We start from the raw sequence: 19210 nt of genomic DNA, 5'->3' as shown, positions 1-19210 counted from the left end.
AATGAAAGTCAAATGGTTAATTTCAGGATTAATCCCTCTATTGCTACTTGTCGCAGTAGTAGCATGGGTGATGATAAATGGCGCTGGTGTTGAAAAAGACCCTGCTGCACCAATTGAGGTATTAAATATTGAACGAATAAAGATAACAGATAACGGATTTGAGTTATCAATTAGTAATACAGGTCCAGAGTCAATTAAGCTATCTCAAGTCATAGTCGATGATTCAATATGGAATTTTAGTGTTACTCCTTCAGAAACATTAAAACGCTTTGAGGAAGGAATTGTAACCATTAATTATCCTTGGGTACAAGGTGATCCACATGCAATTAAGCTAATAACCGAAAACGGGATTATTACAGAAGGTAACATTGAAGCTGCCTCGCTCACTCCTGAAAACAGCTTGAGTAACTTCCTTAATTATGGATTCATTGGTTTTTATGTAGGAGTTGTTCCTATCACTTTAGGGTTATTGTGGTACCCATTTATGAAACGTTTTTCACGAAAATGGATAAACTCTATCCTTTCTCTTACAGTTGGATTACTTCTATTCCTATTTATCGGTACATTGGCCGATGGTTTTGAAATTGGTGCTGAAGCTCCTACAGTACTACAAGGTAATATGGTTGTTATTCTTGGAGCATTATTAACATTTGTATTCTTAATTGGTTTTGATCAGTATCAACAGAAAAAGCAAGCGAAGAGAGCCTCTTCTCCTTTTAATATCGCTTTGTTGATGGCTGTTGGAATTGGACTTCATAACTTTGGAGAGGGTTTAGCAATAGGTACCTCTTTTTCGCTAGGTGAAGCTGCACTTGGAACCTTTTTAATCATTGGGTTTACCCTCCATAATATTACGGAAGGTATAGGAATAGCTGCTCCTTTATTAAAGATTAAACCCCGAATTCGAGACTTTGTATTACTTGGTATAATAGCGGGTGCCCCTGCTATCTTAGGAACTTGGTTTGGCGGATTTATTTTCTCACCAATTTTCGGAGCTTTATGCTTAGGTATTGGTGCAGGAGCTATTTTACAAGTAATTTATGTGATTACTAAAATGTTAATAGACGAACATAAGAAACATTTGGAACCAGCTGTTTCTTGGTTAAATTTGAGTGGTTTTACTATAGGTCTAATCATCATGTATCTTACAGCTTTTTTTGTAAAATATTAATAAATTCTGGAGTGAAGGATTTGAAAAAGAATCTTCTTAATAAAAAGAGTAGTTTTGGTGATTGGTTGGATATTCAAAAAGATATAAGTATATATGTCTTAGAAGAAGCCTCTGGCATCAGTTATTCAACAATCTCTAAATTATGCAACACCCCAAATTACTTACCCAGATTTTCAACCATCGCTAAAATAAATGAAGGTTTAAAAGTTCTTGGAAAGAGTGTTAATCTAAATGATTATTTTTGATCAATCGATGCATTTATTCATTTATATCATTATGAAAAATGGAGTGAGATCATGATTCAAAACTTAGGAATTCCAGGATTGATATTGATTATTATAATTGCTCTAATTATTTTTGGACCCTCAAAGATGCCTGAAATTGGGAGAGCTTTTGGTTCAACATTAAGAGAATTTAAGAATTCAACAAAAGATCTTTTATCGGAAGAAAAAAATATGACAATAAATCAAGAGAAAGATAGTTCAGAAAGAATTTAAAGAAGTGTTATAAAAATATTGCACCTTCTACTCAAGAAGAATCTTTTTAGAACCCTAATAACATCTGACTAACATTTTTGAAAAACTTATGCTGTTCGAATAAGAAAAACACCACATGTAGTATTCAGTATTACTGAATTCTACATGTGGTGTTTGCTACTTTTTCGGAAGGAATATTGTCAAGAATCTCTTCCATATCCCTTTTATTCCTGATTAAACCACAGTGGATCTTTGTCATCAACGTCGCCATTATAATTGATTAGAATTTCATCTCCTGCTTTCACATCTGTGAACGCATAAAAGTCAAATGTATGATTGTCAAAATTAATCTCATAAATTGCATTAGGTTCATAAGAATGGTTAAACAACATTCCATAACCAAGAAGAATAGCAGAATGATTTATTCCATACTCAAATGCGTAATCACCGAGTATAGTTTGCTCAATGTATTGATGCTGGTCGTTTGGATAAGAAATGACAGGTGCTTTATGCAAAAGCTCTCCTTTTTTGATATCACATGTAGCAAATACCCCTCTATTGAATTCTCCATCACTTAATGGAGATGTTTTTACCTCAATCATGTTTGTTCTCCTACTCACTTTTAAAAATTTTCTTTTTAACTGTAACATTAATTTGAACATAGGGCTCTATTTATTTTGCTATGTTAGACAATTTTATTTGTTTTTAAACGACTTTTTTGTAAATTAATCAAAGAGTAGTATAAGACAACCCATGATTTTCAACTAAATCCCTCGTTAATTAAACAAGTACATCTATACGATTTCAATAAAGCCTTTTTCTTTTCCAAATTCTACAAGCCTTTCATAGGGGTCTCCTTCTAAACCTAAAACCTTACAAAATGCTGGCTCAGTTTTATATCCTTGTTCTTTAAGTCTTATAACTTCCTCTTTTATTAATGGTAACTGCTCCAATATGACGTTTTCGATTATCATATGTAGATAAGCATACTGCCTATTAACCGGTTGCTGTTGACCAAACAGCTCAAATTCAAACTCTTTATAGATAAAATTTGCCTTAATAACCGGAAAGTCTCTAATTATAAGTTTTTTAAGTATAAAATTTTCTTGATCTCCGTACAAAGTTTTCACTTTTTTTTCAAATTGATTGAAGTTAGCCACTTCCATAATAATATCTAAGTCAGAACCTTCAATATCAATCCCTAATGGTAGAGTACCACAAAGAGTAGGATGATACTCAGACAAATCATCCATTATTCCTAAGTCACTTATAACTGAGAAAGCTCGACTTTGTTTTAAGTTGCCTAATTTTAAGTATTTGATAGTCTGAATCATAAATGCTCCTTTATACAATTAATTCAAGGAAACTATAAGAACTTCTCATTTGAAGAACACTATTTTTTCATGTAAAAATCACTTCTAAAGGGTTGGAAATTAAGCTTAATAACACATGTATTAATTTGTAATTCTTTTTCAACAAACCTACCCCATTATTTTACTAATTTCATCATAAAAAGCATTAATCCTCTTTTTTACATACATATGCTTTCATCTAGATTTCTTGTTATACGATTCTCAGTAGCATCTCTAACTAGATATTTTAAAAAAAGAACCTTCAATCTATAGTTAGATTAAAGGTTCTATGTTTTATTTTTAATGGTTTTAGGAACAATTAAAAAGTTGCTTAAACCTTTCATTAAATACGTTTGTTTCTACATCCAAAGATTTAACTATTGACTAGATCTTTTTCGCTTAGACCAAGTGTCTCTGCTGTTGATGTATGAATTTCGTGCAGCAGCTCTACATTTTCCATTAATGACAAGCCATAAGAAGGAATTATTTCTTTAATTTTCGGTTCCCACTCTTTCATATGTTGAGGGAAGCATTTATTAATTACATCAAGCATAACGTGAACAGCAGTAGAAGCCCCTGGAGAAGCACCTAGTAATGCTGCAATTGAACCATCAGACGCAGTAATTACTTCCGTACCAAATTGAAGCGTCCCTTTTCCGCCAGCTTCCGTATCTTTGATAACTTGTACACGTTGACCCGCTACTACTGTATCCCAATCCTCAAGTTGGGCGTTTGGGATAAACTCTCTTAACTCTTCTATGCGCTTTTCTTTCGATAACATTACTTGCTGGATCAGGTATTTTGTCAATGACATCTCTTTTGCGCCTGCTGCCAACATAGTTACAACATTATCCGGTTTTACAGAGGTTACTAAATCAAGCATTGAACCAGTTTTTAAAAACTTTGGCGAGAAGCCGGCAAACGGTCCAAATAGCAATGACTTTTTATTGTCGATAAATCTTGTGTCCAGATGCGGAACAGACATTGGTGGAGCACCAACCTTAGCTTTGCCGTATACTTTTGCATGATGTTGCTCTACTACCTCCGGGTTGTTACATACTAAAAATAGTCCACTTACCGGGAATCCTCCAATATGTTTTCCTTCCGGAATACCTGATTTTTGTAGTAAATGCAGGCTTCCACCTCCGCCTCCGACAAAGACAAATTTTGCCGTATGGTGTTCGATGTTACCGCTGTCATTTCGTACTTTCAGTTCCCACGAACCGTCGCTAGTACGTTTCATATTATCTACGCTATGTTTGTAGTTAATATCGACGTTTTTACTTTTTAAGTGGTCAAACAAGATACGTGTTAAAGCCCCAAAGTTTACATCCGTTCCAGAGTCAATTTTTGTTGCAGCTATAGGTTCATTCGCTGGACGATCTTCCATTATTAGCGGAATCCATTCCTTTAGTTTTGCTGGGTCATCAGAAAATTCCATCCCTTGAAACAGAGGATTATTTGACATCGCTTCAAAACGTTTCTTTAAAAACGTTACATTTTCTTCGCCTAGAACCATACTCATATGAGGCAATGGCATGATAAAGTCCTGAGGTTTATGTATCAGCTTGTTGTTTACAAGATAAGACCAAAACTGCATCGAAAGCTGAAACTGTTCATTAATCTTGATAGCTTTGCTAATATCTATAGATCCATCTGATTTTTCGGAAGTGTAGTTAAGTTCACATAGTGCTGCATGACCTGTTCCTGCATTATTCCATTCGTTAGAGCTTTCCTCACCTGCATTTTCGAGCTTCTCAAACACTGTGATTTTCCATTCCGGTGCTAGTTCTTTCAGGAGTGTCCCTAAAGTTGCACTCATGATTCCAGCACCAATTAAGATAACGTCTGTTTTAGTTTCTCTGTTGCTCATTTTTATCATCCTTATACCCTAAAATTTGCAGAAAGAATGTAGGTGCTCCAGCTTAGTCGTCTCACCAAGCTAAGGCGCGACCTAGTCCACACCTTTTCTGTATCTATTATTACTATATCATAGTGTACTACAAATATTTATAGATAAAAATATCTACTATTGTCTTAGTGACTATAACTGTTGTGCCATACTTATTGTACAAACAGTTAATCTACTATATTCTACTACTTCATTTTTTGTAACTTTTGTTATCCTTGGTAAATATATAATACTATTTCACCATAACATTCTTCAACTGCTTTAGATTTTAAGCTGAGATCTTAGAAAAGCTTCCTCAATTTGATAATCTTACTTTAACCTTAACTAAAATTTTTATGTAAGATAATTATTAAATTTACTCAAAAATATACAAATGAGACTTTAAAAAAAATTCTCTTGAGTCTAAATCTCATTTCTTTATTCTTTGTAACTCAAAAAGTTAACCTTTAAAATTTACAAAATTTCTTTAGTACGGTAATCAAAAGTTAAATAACCAGCACGGTCATGTCGGGCTTAATTATAATGAAGGAATAATAATTGTAAAGCAAGTTCCCTTCCCTTTTTCACTTTTTATTTCTATATCTCCGTTTAATTCTTTTATTATTCCGTATGCAATCATAGTCCCAAGCCCAGTTCCCTCTTCTTTTAATGAATAAAACGGCATGGCGATTCTCTTTATCTCCTCAGGAGTCATTCCAATGCCTGAATCGACAATTTCAATTACAACACTATTCTTGCCCTTTTTCCCATTAATTCGTAGTATTCCACCATTTTTCATGGCTTCAATCCCATTTTTTATGATGTTAATTAAACATTGATTTATTTTATCGGCATTAGCATTTATAGACAGTGAATCGTTTATACTGCTTTTAATTTCAATATTATTTAACATGGCTAGCGGTGAAACACAATTTATTACTTGATTTACAATTACACTTATATCTAATGAGTCTTTTATGACATTATTCTGTAGTTCTCCTAATGATAAATAATTGTCAACAATTAGCTGTATCCTCTCTAACTCCTCTAGAATGACTTGATAGTACTCATCCTTACTTGTTTCCGCTATTTCATTTTTATGAAACAACTGTATAAATCCATAAACCGAAGTAAGTGGGTTTCGAATCTCGTGAGCAAAAGAGGCTGCCAATTCACTAATCACATAAAATTTTTCTGCCCTTTGAATTTTTTCTTTCATTCTTACCTTATCAATCATTCCTTCAATTAAATAAATAGATAACAGTCCTGTAAGGATATTAATTACTAAATAACTACATAAAAATTGCAAGAAATCAGAACTGACAGTTCCATATATTTTTAATCCGTTAAATATAGTAAAAGCAGAAAAAGTACTAATCCAAATGAAAATCAGTAGTATGCCAAACAATGGTCTCCTTTTCTTTATATAATCTGATTGAGAAAAATTTAATATCGTAATAATGGTAAAGTACATAATAACCATAATAATAACTGATGGTATAAAGCCCGTTCCTCCTAAGTAAAAGCGGTAAGTAAGATAGACAAAGGTGACAAAAACAAAGCTTCTTAAGCCTCCATATAGAAAAGCTAAAACGATAGGAATAAGCCGTAGATCGTAAATATACCCAAAATGATAACTAAATGGGAAAGTCATACATAGAACACAAGCCGTAGATGAAAGAAAGGAAATTAATATATTATTCCGTACATTACTCCGATCTTTATCTAACCAAAATACTTGATAGCAAAAAATACATAGGATAATGATGAATGCATTTAATAATAGTGTAGGAATTCCCATACCCTACTCCCCTTCTTTCCATAAATCTAAATGTCTATCAAGTATAAATATCCGAAATATTATTATGATTATACATGATTTTATTTGGAATAAAAGTATGAATATTAAGAACTTTATTATTACTTTTAAAATATTTTGAGTTGGGGATTAGCACTATAGAAAATCTGAAAAGGAATTAAATTATTTTTAGATGATTTAATAATCTTCGCTTAGAAGATTTATATTTTTATAAGATTGATTAATCCGTTTAGAGCATTAATAGAATTATTGAATACAATGATTATATAATCTGCAGATTATGAGCATTTTAAAGAGAGGAGGTGTATTTCATATGCCATTAACAACAGGACCAATTGAAAACTCTGGAAATCTACCATCTAATGCAACGAACGTTCGAGTTAAAATCCTCAATCGTACTGGAGGAACACTTACCGGAGTAGTTAGAGTTTTTAGACTTAATGGGACAAGACGTTTACTCTCATCAGCTAACTTTAGCGTAGGTGCTAATGCTTCTGGTTTTGTAACTCTTAGTTTAGTTACAGGAGCATCTCAATATGAAACTGAAATTGTTCCTAACCAAACCGGCGGATTATATTCTGCTTACGGAAGAACAGCTTCAGGCGTTGTCATAACCGCTCAACGGGTTTTAAACTCAGAATTGACACAGATTCTTTAGTATTAACAAGAGATTCTGAAGTCTAGTATTGTCGTAAAAGGGTTGTCCTCCTTAGTCAATCTATAAATGACTTTTGGTACAACCCTTTTTCTATACGTCAATTTTTTTTTGTAAATCAACCATCACACATTAGGCTACAATGTTAGTTCAATAAGAAATGCCCGTTAAGAATAAAACCTTCTATATAGAGCACATTAGACTCTAGGAGGTGAACATTCATGAGTAAAAACAACAAAAAGACGATGAATGTAAGAACGCATAACAGCTTAGATTTGTACAAAGACCCTACTGATAATCCAGACGAAGAATTTGCTGCAGACTTTGATACTAGAGATAATAGTATTGTTACCAACAAAAACAAGAAGCAACAATCCAATAAAAAAAGCAAATAATATCCGTACATGAAAGGTGAGATCCTAATAATCTCGCCTTTCTCTATTTAATCAAATTAGATGTCCTATACAGGTAGTAGACTGTTCTATTATTTCATAGTCAGAGTTCATGATTAGAAGACTCAACTACCTGGGGAACCTGTAATTATTTGATGGACATCCCATGGAGCATTTCAGTTTAGTATGCTATTTCCAATAATTAGCCATTAGTTCATTTGCCCACTGAGGCTGTTTTATTTCTCCCCTTGGTAAAAATTCCTTCATAACAGGTTTTATATCTACAATTGGGGTACCATCAATTGCATCTAATCCTTTGACTATTAAGGAGTTCCCTTCCTTACTTATTAGCTCGACAACTGTAACTCCTATCCTATTTGGCCGATTTTTTCCCCTTTGCGCAAAAATGCCGACTTTGGGATACTCTTTATTATTTCTAGGATGTCTTGAAGAATATTGAATATCCTCCTGTTGAACAAGATGAAATAAATAAACTATTTCCAAATGACTAAAAGACTCAATTCCATCCAAGCAACTATCATCCAATGTCTTATCTAACTTTATTTCTGATATAACTTCTCCCCAATAATCATCTTTTGGTGTTTTACGTTCATTGTAATTTACACCTATTGATTCTATATTAAACATATCCATTTCCCCCAATTTCTTTTCAAGAATATAGTAACAGACTTTTGTTTAACAGAATATTACAGATTATTTATGAAGAGTATTATGAATTCCTTATCTTTCATTACATTATAGTTCTAATTTCTTTGATTTATGGAAAGTTGGTACTCATGATAAAACTCGATTATTTCCAACAAAATAAAATAACGCACCTCCATACTTTTTTACTATAAAAAAGTGAAGATGCGTTTAGTTTTGTTTTATTAAGCTAAAACAACAAATTGTGAAGCAAAAGACTTCTCTTTTTCCACTTGTATTGCTTGAATCTTTTCAACTTCTTTTTTCCTTTTAGTCGCACAAACATTAAGATCTAGTTGCGAAATATAATTTTTATCAATAAGCGTTGCTAGAAAATCTGCATCCTTTAAAGCACTATTTAAGCCAAAAGCTCCTGTTGGCGTCATCGTATGTACTGCATCACCAATTAATGCTACTCCGTCTTTCCCCCAGCATTCGCTTGTTGAACTGTATACATCTAACAATACAAAATCCTGCCACGATTGAATATGATGACGAACAGTTTTTTCTAGCTGTGGAAATGCTTCAATAAGCTGCTCAATAAATGGTGTAAACGGCTGTTTTCTTAACTTAGGAAATGAGCCTTCTTCGATATTCCAACCAATTTGTACAAAACCCATCGCTTGTGTAAAAAGTGATAACTGTTTATCTCCTATTAGCGCCATTTTTATAGAAGGTTCCCAATCTTCTGGTGCTGGAATTCTTGCCCACAGTAAATCAAATCCATGTTTTCGAATGGTTACATTAATTTCCGCCTTTTTTCGTACAGTTGAATAACGACCATCTGCCCCGATAATCAGTTGGCTTTCAATCACGATTTCTTCCCCATCTTTTACTGCTTTGACACCGCAAAAATTACCTGATTCATCCTTTAGCAACTCAACTACTTTTGTATTCATCATCGCAGAATACGTAGAGTATTCCTGTGCTGCTTCCAACAACACTGATAACAGATGCGCTTGAGGTACATGAATACCTAAATGCCCTACTTTTGGATCAGGTAAAATTGTTTTAAAAGATTTTCCCTCATGCCAATATTCCAGCTTTTCCATGCGAAGCAAGCCTAATTGTTCTATTTCATCGAATAGACCATGTTCCTTTAAAATTGCTTCTCCTTCTTCGTTTAAATGCTCTCCTCGAAAAGCTTTTCCAACAGCTTTATGCTGTTCTAAAAGAATAACGGAAACATTTTTCTTTGCTAGTAAATATGCAAGCAGTGCCCCTCCTGGACCAGCTCCGACAATACAAACATCTACTCTATAATTCACTTCTTATCCTCCTGCTTTGGATAATCTAAAACTTTTCAAGTCAGAATAACCACAAATTCTCCAATAAACATTCATTATATTTAACCTACTTACGTAATGTAAGTTAGTATATTATCACAATCTTTAATAGTCAAATTTAATATCGGAGGACTTTCCTTTGCTAAAAATAAAAAAACCGCTCCATTTGGGAACTTTTACTTTCGATTGTTTACACAAATTATCTAATAATCAACCCTAAATGCTTAGTTTAAATCCTTTTTCATATAATAATGCTTATGTTCCCTGCCGACGTTTTCAATACAACCGTAAACTTCATATCCGTATTTCTGATAAAAATCTAACGCCTGAAAACTAAGTGTATCGAGCTTGATAAAGTCGCATTTATTCTCGCGAGCAATTTGTTCTGCTTCTAATAATAGTTTCGTTCCAAGCCCTGATTTTCGTAAATCCTCGTTGACAATTAATATTTGAATCTCTAACCAGTTCCAGCATATCTCTCCTATTAATCCTCCACAAACGGTATCCTTTTCATCTCTGACAAAAAGAGTTATCTCTTTATATCTACCTTGTAAATCATCTGAAAAATGCTTTAAATTATACTGATACAACTCGTTATTTATATATTTTACTGCTTCTTTATCTATTTCTTTTGTTATGCGAAAATGCATTTTAAATTTCACCTCTTATAAATCTTTTGATATGGATCTTCAATTATTATATCCGGCTTTCCAATTAAAGGTGTTATTCATACCTTTTGACGAATCACCTAATTTCTACAACAAATGTGTAGGAAACTTCTCCATTAGACCATTTTGCTAATACCTCATATACATAGCGACCTTTACTGTTTGCTGCTGATAATTGATTACTCGTTAATGTAACTTCTTTATCTCTTCCATTTTCATTCCACAGGTAAACGGATATGTTGGGATTTCCCTCGATTTCTATATTAATATTAGTGTTTTGTTCTAACATAATCGCATTAAATTGTTCAGCAAGTTGGTACGGAGACGCAGCATCGGTTTGTACTACCTCGGTATTTGAACCTTGCTTCCTTTCCCAACGATAATTTCCTGACTTCATTTCATACTCTTTGTTACTTGCTTTAATAATACCTGTCATTGATGGGGGAAATTCATTTCCATTTTCCACATCTTTCTTTTCTCCTCCATCCATATTGTTCGAGCAACCCATTAGCCAAAGTAAGGAAAATACGATCGCAAAAAATACAAGTCTAAATTTCAAAAGTACTCCCTCCCGACTTTTCTAATACATTCCAACCTTATAAAAAAATTATTGATCACATACCAATGGATTCCTGGAGTAATTTTAATAATTTTTTTTGGAAATTCAACGTTTAATTTTTCTATAACTATTCGGTGTTCTCTGCAATTCTTTTTAGTTCGTTAGCACGAGAAACAATAAACCTTTTCATATATTTCTCCAAGAACAACTTGTCAACTATCTCCCCTACAAGTCCAAATGGAGATTTATATTCAAATGTATCTATCATTAAGGTTCCACCTGATTTTTCTTCAAAAAGATGTAAGTGAGTAAAAGAACGGAAAGCCCCTTTTAGCATAGTATCAACAAACTTATAAGGTTTTTCCATATACGTCACTTTAACTGTTAACCTTTGTTTTATACCTAAATGGATAGCTTCCCAAGTGACAATGTCACCTTCTTCCAATAACCCTTCCGTCACCCCAATCACAGCTCTTTCTTTTGTCTTAGCATTGGTTTTAATATGTATATCTACGTTTCTTGCAAGGTCAAAACATATACCTACGGGTGCATTTATAAATTGTTTATGTGTAATGATAGGCATTTACATTCTCCTTTTTAGGCCGTATCATGAATTTTTTTTTACGATGAAAGTTCTCCACTTGAGAGATTAATTCTTAGATCATAAATTTTGTAAGCCACGCTACATATTTAGCACCGGGAATAAATAATACTTGTGCGAGTATAGTTCCAAATAATCTGGAAGTAATCATCATCAAAGAAACGCTCTTTAATGAAAGGTAGCTTCCCCTTTCATTAACTACATCATCAGCAAGAACAGAAATTTTAGGGTCAATGAATATTACAAGTAGAATTGTCGCAACACCATTTATAAGCCCAGATGCCATAATAGCTGTTGAAGCTCTATCTGGTGCCAATAACGACGCGTACAATGCAGATAGTACACCGATTGTATAAATTGCAGTTATTATCATATTTACTATAAATAATTTAAATGGAATTTCTTTTATTCTAATATTTTTCAAATAGACTAGCTTCGGTAAACTAATATGCTTAAGCCCTCTCATCATATATTCAATAGAGAATCCCTTTTTAATTAAACTTGGAATTGATCCTCTTTCTTCTGATAAATGTATGATAGCTCTTGAGAATATGGCAATAAAAGTGGGTAGTAAAAGAATACCAACTATTGTTCCAAATGTAGAAGCACTGATAAGAATTCTATATTGGCTTTCTACAAATTCTAAAGCATTTGTTGTAGGAGCAGTGTCTATAAGACTACCTGTAAAAGGTTGTTGCATCATATTGGCTAATCTCGAAACAATGATCATTAGATTGAATAAAGATAGAGCAGAAGCTATCATTTTCACTCTGGCACCAGATAGCCTGACAGCATAAGCAAGTGTTTCAATTGAGTGGATGATGAAAATAAACAAAAATATAAATAATAGTTTTTCTGTCATAAATTCCAAATTTTCTCCCCTATTCTGGGTTTATATAATAACCTAATAATACAACAATATATAAAATTTTCCTCTAAATTTATTTGGCCAGCCTTTGGAGCATGACCAAGAGATGTCATCAAAAAACTTATTTAAGAAAACAAGTTTCCTTCTAAAACAATAATAAATTATGAGATTAAAGGTGATTTTTATCCCCAGTTTCCTTAGTATATAAATGGTGGTTTTGAAATAGCGATACTAAAGAATAATGGTTGCAAATTTGCAAATAGGAATGCTATGGGTGGGGAGGTACTACAACCTTGGTGGGAGAGGAAAAGATCCGCCAAGGAAGTAATACGTAGGACTTCACACGGGAAAATAATTATTAGAATATTGTATCGTTTATTAATATTTCTTTGTTTCAATTTTAATATTGGCTTGATTAATTAATTCTATATTCCCTACTGATACGGTTATACTAATATTTTTATTACTGTTTGAACTAGTCACTATGCTCTGTCCTGGACCCTTTTTAATAATGTCTTGCTTTTGTAAATAGTCTTTGCCAGTAGTTATCTTTCCATTTTTAGTTAAAATATTTATTCCGACGTCAGAAAGTGAACTTTCACTTGGTAATACTAGCTTTACATTACCATTTGATACCTTTATATTATTCTTCCCCTGAACATCAGTTAAAGTTAAGTTTTTCAAACTACCTGTTCGATTCTCTATATTAACTTCCCCTTCAATTAATCCTAAATTAAGAGACCCATTTTTCGCTTTTACTTTCAAGGACTTTCCAATAAAAGAATCCACCTCTATATTCCCAACATTCGAAGAAAGTACCAATTTGTTTAATTTACTAACATCCTTTACTTCAACATTACCATTCTGAGTATATAATTGAACCTCTTCTAATAATGAATGTGGAATATTCAGCAGTAATTCTCCTCTTTTTCTTGAACCTGGTAAAATACCCATCCATTTTTCTGGAATTGTCTTCACATGAATTTCAACTTCTCCTTGGTTATAGGTCACATCTATTTTCGGTGTCCCCAGAAAAGACTTCTCTCCTCTGTATTCCAAACTCATATTTTCATCAGTTTGCGTAAGAAGGATGTTGGAAATATCTGTGTTAACAATTATTTTTTCAACATCCTTTATATCACTCTTATACACAAAAGGTGACTTATTGATGTTAAATGCAAGAAATGTTCCGTAAACTCCCATCATAATTACCCCCGTAACTAATAATTTCTTCATTTCATTACCTCTTTTCTAGAAACTATTTAACTAATTTAAATCAATATATATTTTAACGATTAAAATATATATTAAGTATAATATATTATTTGATATTATAAATGTCAAATGCACATGGAAAAAAGAAAACAAAAAAACAGATCATATGACTGATCTGTTCAGACTGTAGACAAATTCGTTTTACAATGAATAGAGATGTATAAGAGAATCAGCGAGGCCCGCCACTTTGCTTTCCGTTGCGAGACCTGCCTATTTTTCAAAAGTTGAAAGTGGAAAATCTGAAGATGCTGTGATTAATCAATGTTTCTTGGAATATCTGATAAAAATAACGAATTGACTATCCCATCTCATCAAGTGAAAAGGGTTTAAATGTCCACTTTTCTGTTTATTGAAGTTAAAAATAAGCGGAAGGCGGCGACTCCTGCGGGACAGCGAGACAGTCCAAGACCCCGCAGGCAAAGCCGAGGAGGCTTGGTGCGAGTCCGCGGAAAGCGCCCGCCTGGAGAGATTACTACAGGAAAAGCACAATAATACATTTTGATTTGTAAAAATGCATTTGTCGACAAGCTGAAACAGATCATATGACTGATCTGTTTATTGGGGTTTTATTCTTCTATTTTTGCAAAGAGAGCATTTATTTCTATTAAAACACTTGTAATTTTCTCTAACTTTTCCTTTGAGAACTTTGTAAAAATAGCCTCGACTCTTTCTTCTCCTTTTTTTGTAAGGGAGACTCTTACAACTCTTCTATCGTCTTTTATTCTAACTCTTTCTACAAAATTTAAGTCTTCAAGTTTATCGCACATACTCGTAGCTGCTCCAGGTGTTAACATAAAAGCCTCAGAAATCTCTGTAATTTTCATATATCTGTATAGTTTCAGTCTAAGTAATAACAATACTAAATTTTCAGAGAGGTTTTCATCGTTAGTAAGTAATTGTGTAAAGTTTTTAGATTTATTTTGAATACTAAACATTTCTTCCATCATGACTTTAATAATTCCTTCTGATGATTTTTTCATCTAAAACATCCTTTTATTTAGTTACTAAAATATATTTATAATATACTTTTTAATATTTGAATCATACTATATTGGCATTAATTACGTCAAAAAATAGTTTATATTGCAGTAAAACTAGTCTACAAATAGAAAAGGTTTCTTCGATCTGCTCGCTAGTTATATCCTTATTATTCCATAATCGATTTCTTTTATTACAATTTTGTTAAATTTAATATTTATTCCGCAATGTGACAAATTTTGCATTTTATTTATCGTACAATGAACTGGTTGCTTCCCTGCTATCTAGTAATTATTATCAAAAATTGAAGCTAAATATATTGTATGGAGGAAGTTTTGTGAAAAGTTTATTGAACGAAAAGGCACTGTTGATTCGAATTGGAATCAAGAGAAAAGGCATGTACAGGATGGCTATGAAGTTAGGATATACGCATCCTCTTGTCGTCTCAATCAGCCAAGAACTAGATCATTTACTTAATCGATACCAAGATAAAGTATCATAATAAGAGATTAATGTAAGTTATGTAAAAACCGATTAGTACTCCTAAAAAGGACCTAATCGGTTTTATTATTATATAAGTTGGCTAAAATTAGAATCACAAACAATCATGAAAAAATACTTTATTTTTTGTTAAAAAAACTTTTTCCAACTGTTTCAACGATCTTCGGAAAAACTGCATATAATTTACTAGTTATACTCATATACGAGGGAAGGTCCACCTCTCGAACTGGATGATCTATCGCTTGAATGATAGAAATAACAACTTTTTCTGGTGATAATAAATGTTTACTAAGTTTATCTCGATAATTTCCAGTTTGATCTGCTAAGTCAAGAAATGGTGTGTCAATTGGACCGGGATTAATCGTTGTCACTAGTATTCCATGTTCTTTGAGCTCCATTCGAATAGCATTTGCGAATCCGAGAATTGCGTGTTTTGAAGCAGCATAAACTGACGCCTTCGGTGTAGCAACTTTTCCTGCTTGAGAAGCGACAAAAATGATATGACCGCTCCCTCTTTTCTTCATATTCCTTGCAAAGTATTTGGAGAGAGACATTGGCGCTAATACATTTACTTTCATCATTAAGGCCATATCTTTTTCTTCTAACTCTGTTAGATAGGCAAATGTGCCAACACCGGCGCAGTGAACGATTGTGTCCGGTGTAGCCATCTTATCAAAAAGATCCTCTAAGGACTGTTCTGCTGTTAAATCTGCTTGAATAGTATGTATACCCATCTTAGATAATTCTTGTAAAACTACTACATTTCTCCCTGAAGCCCAAACTTCATGACCAGCTGCTTGCAATTTTTTTGCAAGCAGAAGTCCGACGCCACTTGTAGCGCCGGTAACAAATATTTTCTTATGCTTGCTCATACTTTAAGATTCCTTCCTCATTTCGATGTTCTGTAATATAGCCTTCATCCATTAAATAATCTATTTGCCCAATTGTTTCGGAAAGTGTTAAACCCAGCTCTTTTTCATACACATTCGGAAATAATTGTTGAGTAAGCTCAAAAATTGTTTTTTCCCCATTTTTTATCATGTCTAAAACTTTTAGAGCTCGTTCCCTTTGTTTTTCCAGTCTTGTACTAATAAGATCAGATACATTATACACTTCGTTACCATGACCACTATAAATTTTTTCAACTTTCAATGATTGAATACGTTTTAAAGAGTCATTATATTGCAATATCGACTTTGAACGCTCATGATCTTTTTGAAGTGGAGGTTCAATTAAAGGATTGGACGAGATTTTTTCCAAAATGTGATCTCCTCCAATTAGAATTCCTGATTTCTCTGACCAAAAAGATAAATGACTTTGTGCATGCCCTAATGTTTCTAGTACAGTAAATTCAGGATGACCAGGAAGTATATCACCTTCCTTTAAGATTAATTGTAACGGTCGGTTTCCAATAAAGTGAACTGGTCTCCTCATTTTTTCAACCCAGCGAAAATAATTTTCAGGTACCCCTTCTTCCTTTAGACACTGTAGATAAAATTCATCGTGAAACTGGAAAAAACTTTCGTCTCTTGTTAACCACGGTTGGTTGTACGCATGCCCCAACAACGTAGCTTGTTCAAATGCATCTACCCAACCAGCATGATCGGGATGGTGATGTGTTAGAAGGACTTGCTCTATATCAGAGAGTGCATATCCAGCTTCTTTGATTCCTGCTTTAAGCGCTTCTAGTGCCTCTTCTGTTTTCGGACCAGCATCAACTAATGTTAGTGCATCTCCTTTTAGTAAATAACTGTTTACATCTCCTACCGCAAAAGGTGTAGGTATAACAATTTTATGTATCTTCATAAGAAAAACTCCCTTTTTATGAATGGCTATTCATTCTATTGTACAGCTTTTCGAAAGTGCCGTCACTAAATTGAAGTTGACTTTCCTAAAAATGAAACATATAATTTCATTAATTCAGAAAATAAAAGCCAAGATGAAGACTAGTAAATATTTGATGGAGTTAAGAGAGTGAAATGACCCGCTGAAAGTTTCACCTTCCTCTCATATGTTGAACCTACTTCGGAGCTACTATGAAAACATAGTCGTGCCCTTCACGATAAGAAGGATTAAGTTGTGCTGAATTTCAGCAAATTTAGGTGGTACCGCGGAAACATGCGTTTTCGTCCTTATGATATATAGGACGAGAGCGCTTTTTTTATTACATTGGGGGGATTTGTATGAATGAACTGAATGAAATTGTAGCTAGATTAGATCATGAATTCCAAATCGAAACTTTTGGAAAGGATATTTCCTTTAGTCGATTTATCCCTACTGTGTATGACCCTTTGAAGTTTGGGTGGAAAAATACTTTTGAAGAAAAATTTGTTGAATTGTTTAATGGTCTTATGTTAAGAGGTGCACCACATGTAGAAAAAGTCTTTTTAGCTGTTTTTCCAACGGACTCGGTCTTAGAAAGGTTTATCGAAGAAAGTAAAGAGGGAGATATGTTGTTTATGCATCATCCCTTATTAATGGAATGTGGAGATCCAAAAGGTAAATGGGGAAAAGGTTTTGTACCGATAAAAGAAAAGTACATTACACAAATAAAAGAGAAGAAACTTTCCGTCTATACTTGTCACATTCCTATGGACTGCCATAAACAATTAGGTACCAATATTGCTATGGCTAGAGCTCTAAACGCAACCATTATCAATAGTGATGACATAAATAATGAGTTTGTATTGTATTGTGAAGTGGAAAAGACTAATAGCGAAGAATTAATAGCTAAATTGAAAGAGATATTTGAAATTCCATATGTCGATTTTGAAGGTCAAATCCAAAATGAAATACAAAAAGTTGCACTTGTTGCTGGTTGTGGAGATGTCGTGGACTGGATGGTAGAAGCAGAGAAAAATGGCGTTCAAGCATATATTTCTGGTGAAATACATTGTCATATTGATAATGAATATGGAAAACAAAAATTTAAAAGTATGATGGACTTTGCTTCTACTACTTCCATGTCACTAATCGGAGTATCACACGCTGCTTCAGAATTTCTTGTTCTGAAAACTCTCATGCGAAAGTGGTTTGAACATAATTTTCATCTGGAGACTGTCCTAATCGCTCAAGAAAAATGGTGGTATTGAAAAGTGAGGAATAAGACTCTCATTAATAATAAATGATAAAACCATACACTAAAAGGAGGAATATTTATGGCGAAGATTGTATTTGTCGGAGCAGGTTCAATGGCAGAAGCAATTATTAACGGATTAACGAAAAAGGAGAAAATTTCTCCTGAGAATATTCACGTGATGAATAAATCGGATGTCGAACAGCTAGTATATTTAAAAGAAACATACAATATACAAATTGTTTGTCCAGAAAAGATTGCACTAAATGATGCAGAAATCGTCTTTTTAGCAATGAAACCAAAGGACGCAAAAGTAGCACTTTTAGAGATTGCTCCTTTCATTAATAAAAATGCGACGATCATATCGGTCATAGCCGGAGTATCCATCCAGACGATAAGCTCTTATTTAGGAAGTCGCCCAATTGCTAGGGTAATGCCTAACACTTCCGCAGCAGTTGGATTAAGCGCATCCGCTGTTAGTTGGAATGAACATGTATTAGATGACGCAAAAGCAGATATTATTGACTTATTGGAGGCCATTGGCACTGTAAAAACTGTTGATGAAGAGGATTTGCATGTTGTGACCGCACTTGCTGGAAGCGGTCCAGCATATCTCTACTATTTTGCTGAACATTTCGAAGCAGCTGCTATCAAGCATGGGTTAGATAAATCAGACGCACGCCAATTATTCATTCAAACAATGGAAGGTGCAGCACAGATGCTCAAAAATGGAGATATCGAGCCAGAAGAATTACGAAGAAAAGTTACAAGTCCTGGTGGTACGACAGAAGCTGGTGTAGAACAACTCATACAGCATAATGTAAAGGATGCAATATTCGCATGCATCGACGCAGCTCAAAATCAGTCTCGTATACTTGGGCAGCAGTACGAATAAGAATCAGCTATCTTTGCCCCTCTTCGAAGGGGCTTTATTTTG

The 19210-nt window shown here is 33.6% G+C and carries 22 protein-coding genes and 1 other annotated feature; of the genes, 8 read left to right on the top strand and 14 right to left on the bottom strand.

Annotated features, from left to right (window positions below; all coding sequences use genetic code 11):
- Position 1: 1 nt before the first annotated feature.
- The 3 genes from FG384_RS17780 to tatA are packed head-to-tail and all read left to right on the top strand — an operon-like array spanning position 2 to position 1668.
- Complete coding sequence (locus tag FG384_RS17780; RefSeq protein ID WP_142644031.1) at positions 2-1171, top strand: ZIP family metal transporter; 1170 nt, start codon at positions 2-4, stop codon at positions 1169-1171.
- 20 nt (positions 1172-1191) lie between these two features.
- Positions 1192-1416: a helix-turn-helix domain-containing protein gene (locus FG384_RS17775; RefSeq protein WP_142644030.1), complete on the top strand. Its 225-nt coding sequence runs from the start codon at positions 1192-1194 to the stop codon at positions 1414-1416.
- A gap of 51 nt (positions 1417-1467) precedes the next feature.
- A complete protein-coding gene (tatA, locus tag FG384_RS17770) occupies positions 1468-1668 on the top strand; it encodes a twin-arginine translocase TatA/TatE family subunit (protein WP_142644029.1) in 201 nt (66 codons plus the stop codon).
- A gap of 203 nt (positions 1669-1871) precedes the next feature.
- On the opposite strand, the gene FG384_RS17765 is transcribed toward tatA, so the two are convergent.
- The 4 genes from FG384_RS17765 to FG384_RS17750 all read right to left on the bottom strand — a co-directional run bounded on the left by FG384_RS17765 (position 1872) and on the right by FG384_RS17750 (position 6691).
- On the bottom strand, positions 1872-2249 hold the full coding sequence (locus tag FG384_RS17765; RefSeq protein WP_142644028.1) for an SET domain-containing protein: 378 nt from the start codon (positions 2247-2249) through the stop codon (positions 1872-1874).
- 192 nt (positions 2250-2441) lie between these two features.
- Positions 2442-2981, bottom strand: a complete 540-nt coding sequence (locus FG384_RS17760) for a DUF4269 domain-containing protein (RefSeq protein ID WP_142644027.1) — start codon at positions 2979-2981, stop codon at positions 2442-2444.
- A gap of 391 nt (positions 2982-3372) precedes the next feature.
- Positions 3373-4872 (bottom strand): malate:quinone oxidoreductase, encoded by a 1500-nt coding sequence (locus FG384_RS17755; RefSeq protein WP_142644026.1) that lies wholly within the window; start codon positions 4870-4872, stop codon positions 3373-3375.
- 556 nt (positions 4873-5428) lie between these two features.
- A complete protein-coding gene (locus tag FG384_RS17750) occupies positions 5429-6691 on the bottom strand; it encodes an ATP-binding protein (RefSeq protein WP_142644025.1) in 1263 nt (420 codons plus the stop codon).
- A 331-nt stretch (positions 6692-7022) separates the two neighbouring features.
- On the opposite strand from FG384_RS17750, the gene FG384_RS17745 reads away from it, so the two are divergent.
- Positions 7023-7367: an ATPase gene (locus FG384_RS17745; protein ID WP_142644024.1), complete on the top strand. Its 345-nt coding sequence runs from the start codon at positions 7023-7025 to the stop codon at positions 7365-7367.
- A gap of 218 nt (positions 7368-7585) precedes the next feature.
- Entirely contained in the window at positions 7586-7759 is a 174-nt protein-coding gene (locus FG384_RS19900) for a hypothetical protein (RefSeq protein WP_166462479.1), read from the top strand.
- Between the two features lie 186 nt (positions 7760-7945).
- Here the strand turns inward: FG384_RS19900 and FG384_RS17740 are convergent, their stop codons facing one another.
- From FG384_RS17740 to FG384_RS17705, 8 genes are all read right to left on the bottom strand, one after another.
- Entirely contained in the window at positions 7946-8404 is a 459-nt protein-coding gene (locus tag FG384_RS17740; protein WP_142644023.1) for an SAM-dependent methyltransferase, read from the bottom strand.
- A gap of 242 nt (positions 8405-8646) precedes the next feature.
- On the bottom strand, positions 8647-9729 hold the full coding sequence (locus FG384_RS17735) for an FAD-dependent monooxygenase (protein ID WP_142644022.1): 1083 nt from the start codon (positions 9727-9729) through the stop codon (positions 8647-8649).
- A 242-nt stretch (positions 9730-9971) separates the two neighbouring features.
- Positions 9972-10397 carry a GNAT family N-acetyltransferase gene (locus FG384_RS17730; RefSeq protein WP_142644021.1) on the bottom strand — a complete coding sequence of 142 codons (426 nt, stop codon included), beginning with the start codon at positions 10395-10397 and terminating at the stop codon, positions 9972-9974.
- Between the two features lie 94 nt (positions 10398-10491).
- The gene (locus FG384_RS17725) at positions 10492-10974 is read right to left on the bottom strand and encodes a hypothetical protein (RefSeq protein ID WP_142644020.1); all 483 of its coding nucleotides are present in this window, start codon (positions 10972-10974) and stop codon (positions 10492-10494) included.
- A gap of 127 nt (positions 10975-11101) precedes the next feature.
- The gene (locus FG384_RS17720; protein ID WP_142644019.1) at positions 11102-11557 is read right to left on the bottom strand and encodes an SRPBCC family protein; all 456 of its coding nucleotides are present in this window, start codon (positions 11555-11557) and stop codon (positions 11102-11104) included.
- A 73-nt stretch (positions 11558-11630) separates the two neighbouring features.
- The gene (locus FG384_RS17715) at positions 11631-12446 is read right to left on the bottom strand and encodes a lipid II flippase Amj family protein (protein ID WP_205961819.1); all 816 of its coding nucleotides are present in this window, start codon (positions 12444-12446) and stop codon (positions 11631-11633) included.
- Positions 12447-12821: 375 nt separating this feature from the next.
- The gene (locus tag FG384_RS17710; RefSeq protein ID WP_142644018.1) at positions 12822-13679 is read right to left on the bottom strand and encodes a DUF4097 family beta strand repeat-containing protein; all 858 of its coding nucleotides are present in this window, start codon (positions 13677-13679) and stop codon (positions 12822-12824) included.
- A 605-nt stretch (positions 13680-14284) separates the two neighbouring features.
- A complete protein-coding gene (locus FG384_RS17705) occupies positions 14285-14698 on the bottom strand; it encodes a MarR family winged helix-turn-helix transcriptional regulator (RefSeq protein WP_142644017.1) in 414 nt (137 codons plus the stop codon).
- 335 nt (positions 14699-15033) lie between these two features.
- Here FG384_RS17705 and FG384_RS17700 point away from each other — a divergent pair, with 335 nt between their 5' ends.
- A complete protein-coding gene (locus FG384_RS17700; protein WP_142644016.1) occupies positions 15034-15198 on the top strand; it encodes an aspartyl-phosphate phosphatase Spo0E family protein in 165 nt (54 codons plus the stop codon).
- Between the two features lie 118 nt (positions 15199-15316).
- Here FG384_RS17700 and FG384_RS17695 read toward each other — a convergent pair whose 3' ends face one another.
- Positions 15317-16069 (bottom strand): SDR family NAD(P)-dependent oxidoreductase, encoded by a 753-nt coding sequence (locus tag FG384_RS17695; protein WP_142644015.1) that lies wholly within the window; start codon positions 16067-16069, stop codon positions 15317-15319.
- Positions 16056-17003, bottom strand: coding sequence for an MBL fold metallo-hydrolase (locus FG384_RS17690; protein ID WP_142644014.1), 948 nt, complete (start codon positions 17001-17003; stop codon positions 16056-16058). Before FG384_RS17690 ends, FG384_RS17695 begins: the two co-directional genes overlap by 14 nt.
- Positions 17004-17124: 121 nt before the next feature.
- Positions 17125-17334 (top strand) — a binding site (T-box leader).
- A gap of 46 nt (positions 17335-17380) precedes the next feature.
- Between FG384_RS17690 and FG384_RS17685 the strand changes: the two genes are divergently transcribed.
- Together FG384_RS17685 and proC are read left to right on the top strand one after the other, a co-directional pair.
- Positions 17381-18289, top strand: a complete 909-nt coding sequence (locus tag FG384_RS17685) for a Nif3-like dinuclear metal center hexameric protein (protein ID WP_142644013.1) — start codon at positions 17381-17383, stop codon at positions 18287-18289.
- Between the two features lie 66 nt (positions 18290-18355).
- On the top strand, positions 18356-19168 hold the full coding sequence (gene proC, locus FG384_RS17680; RefSeq protein WP_142644012.1) for a pyrroline-5-carboxylate reductase: 813 nt from the start codon (positions 18356-18358) through the stop codon (positions 19166-19168).
- The last annotated feature ends 42 nt before the right edge of the window (positions 19169-19210 follow it).

Origin of the sequence: Psychrobacillus vulpis, assembly GCF_006861825.1 — a bacterium.
Taxonomy (GTDB): domain Bacteria; phylum Bacillota; class Bacilli; order Bacillales_A; family Planococcaceae; genus Psychrobacillus; species Psychrobacillus vulpis.
This window is presented reverse-complemented; position numbering and strand designations above follow the sequence as displayed.

What these genes read in the sequence shown, in the direction of transcription:
- FG384_RS17710 (WP_142644018.1), bottom strand. Translation starts at nt 13,679, where the DNA reads ATGAAGAAATTATTAGTTACGGGGGTAATTATGATGGGAGTTTACGGA.
- FG384_RS17755 (WP_142644026.1), bottom strand. Translation starts at nt 4,872, where the DNA reads ATGAGCAACAGAGAAACTAAAACAGACGTTATCTTAATTGGTGCTGGA.
- FG384_RS17765 (WP_142644028.1), bottom strand. Translation starts at nt 2,249, where the DNA reads ATGATTGAGGTAAAAACATCTCCATTAAGTGATGGAGAATTCAATAGA.
- FG384_RS17730 (WP_142644021.1), bottom strand. Translation starts at nt 10,397, where the DNA reads ATGCATTTTCGCATAACAAAAGAAATAGATAAAGAAGCAGTAAAATAT.
- FG384_RS17705 (WP_142644017.1), bottom strand. Translation starts at nt 14,698, where the DNA reads ATGAAAAAATCATCAGAAGGAATTATTAAAGTCATGATGGAAGAAATG.
- FG384_RS17750 (WP_142644025.1), bottom strand. Translation starts at nt 6,691, where the DNA reads ATGGGAATTCCTACACTATTATTAAATGCATTCATCATTATCCTATGT.
- FG384_RS17780 (WP_142644031.1), top strand. Translation starts at nt 2, where the DNA reads ATGAAAGTCAAATGGTTAATTTCAGGATTAATCCCTCTATTGCTACTT.
- FG384_RS17695 (WP_142644015.1), bottom strand. Translation starts at nt 16,069, where the DNA reads ATGAGCAAGCATAAGAAAATATTTGTTACCGGCGCTACAAGTGGCGTC.
- FG384_RS17720 (WP_142644019.1), bottom strand. Translation starts at nt 11,557, where the DNA reads ATGCCTATCATTACACATAAACAATTTATAAATGCACCCGTAGGTATA.
- FG384_RS17745 (WP_142644024.1), top strand. Translation starts at nt 7,023, where the DNA reads ATGCCATTAACAACAGGACCAATTGAAAACTCTGGAAATCTACCATCT.
- FG384_RS17760 (WP_142644027.1), bottom strand. Translation starts at nt 2,981, where the DNA reads ATGATTCAGACTATCAAATACTTAAAATTAGGCAACTTAAAACAAAGT.
- proC (WP_142644012.1), top strand. Translation starts at nt 18,356, where the DNA reads ATGGCGAAGATTGTATTTGTCGGAGCAGGTTCAATGGCAGAAGCAATT.
- FG384_RS17740 (WP_142644023.1), bottom strand. Translation starts at nt 8,404, where the DNA reads ATGTTTAATATAGAATCAATAGGTGTAAATTACAATGAACGTAAAACA.
- FG384_RS17690 (WP_142644014.1), bottom strand. Translation starts at nt 17,003, where the DNA reads ATGAAGATACATAAAATTGTTATACCTACACCTTTTGCGGTAGGAGAT.
- FG384_RS17685 (WP_142644013.1), top strand. Translation starts at nt 17,381, where the DNA reads ATGAATGAACTGAATGAAATTGTAGCTAGATTAGATCATGAATTCCAA.
- tatA (WP_142644029.1), top strand. Translation starts at nt 1,468, where the DNA reads ATGATTCAAAACTTAGGAATTCCAGGATTGATATTGATTATTATAATT.
- FG384_RS19900 (WP_166462479.1), top strand. Translation starts at nt 7,586, where the DNA reads ATGAGTAAAAACAACAAAAAGACGATGAATGTAAGAACGCATAACAGC.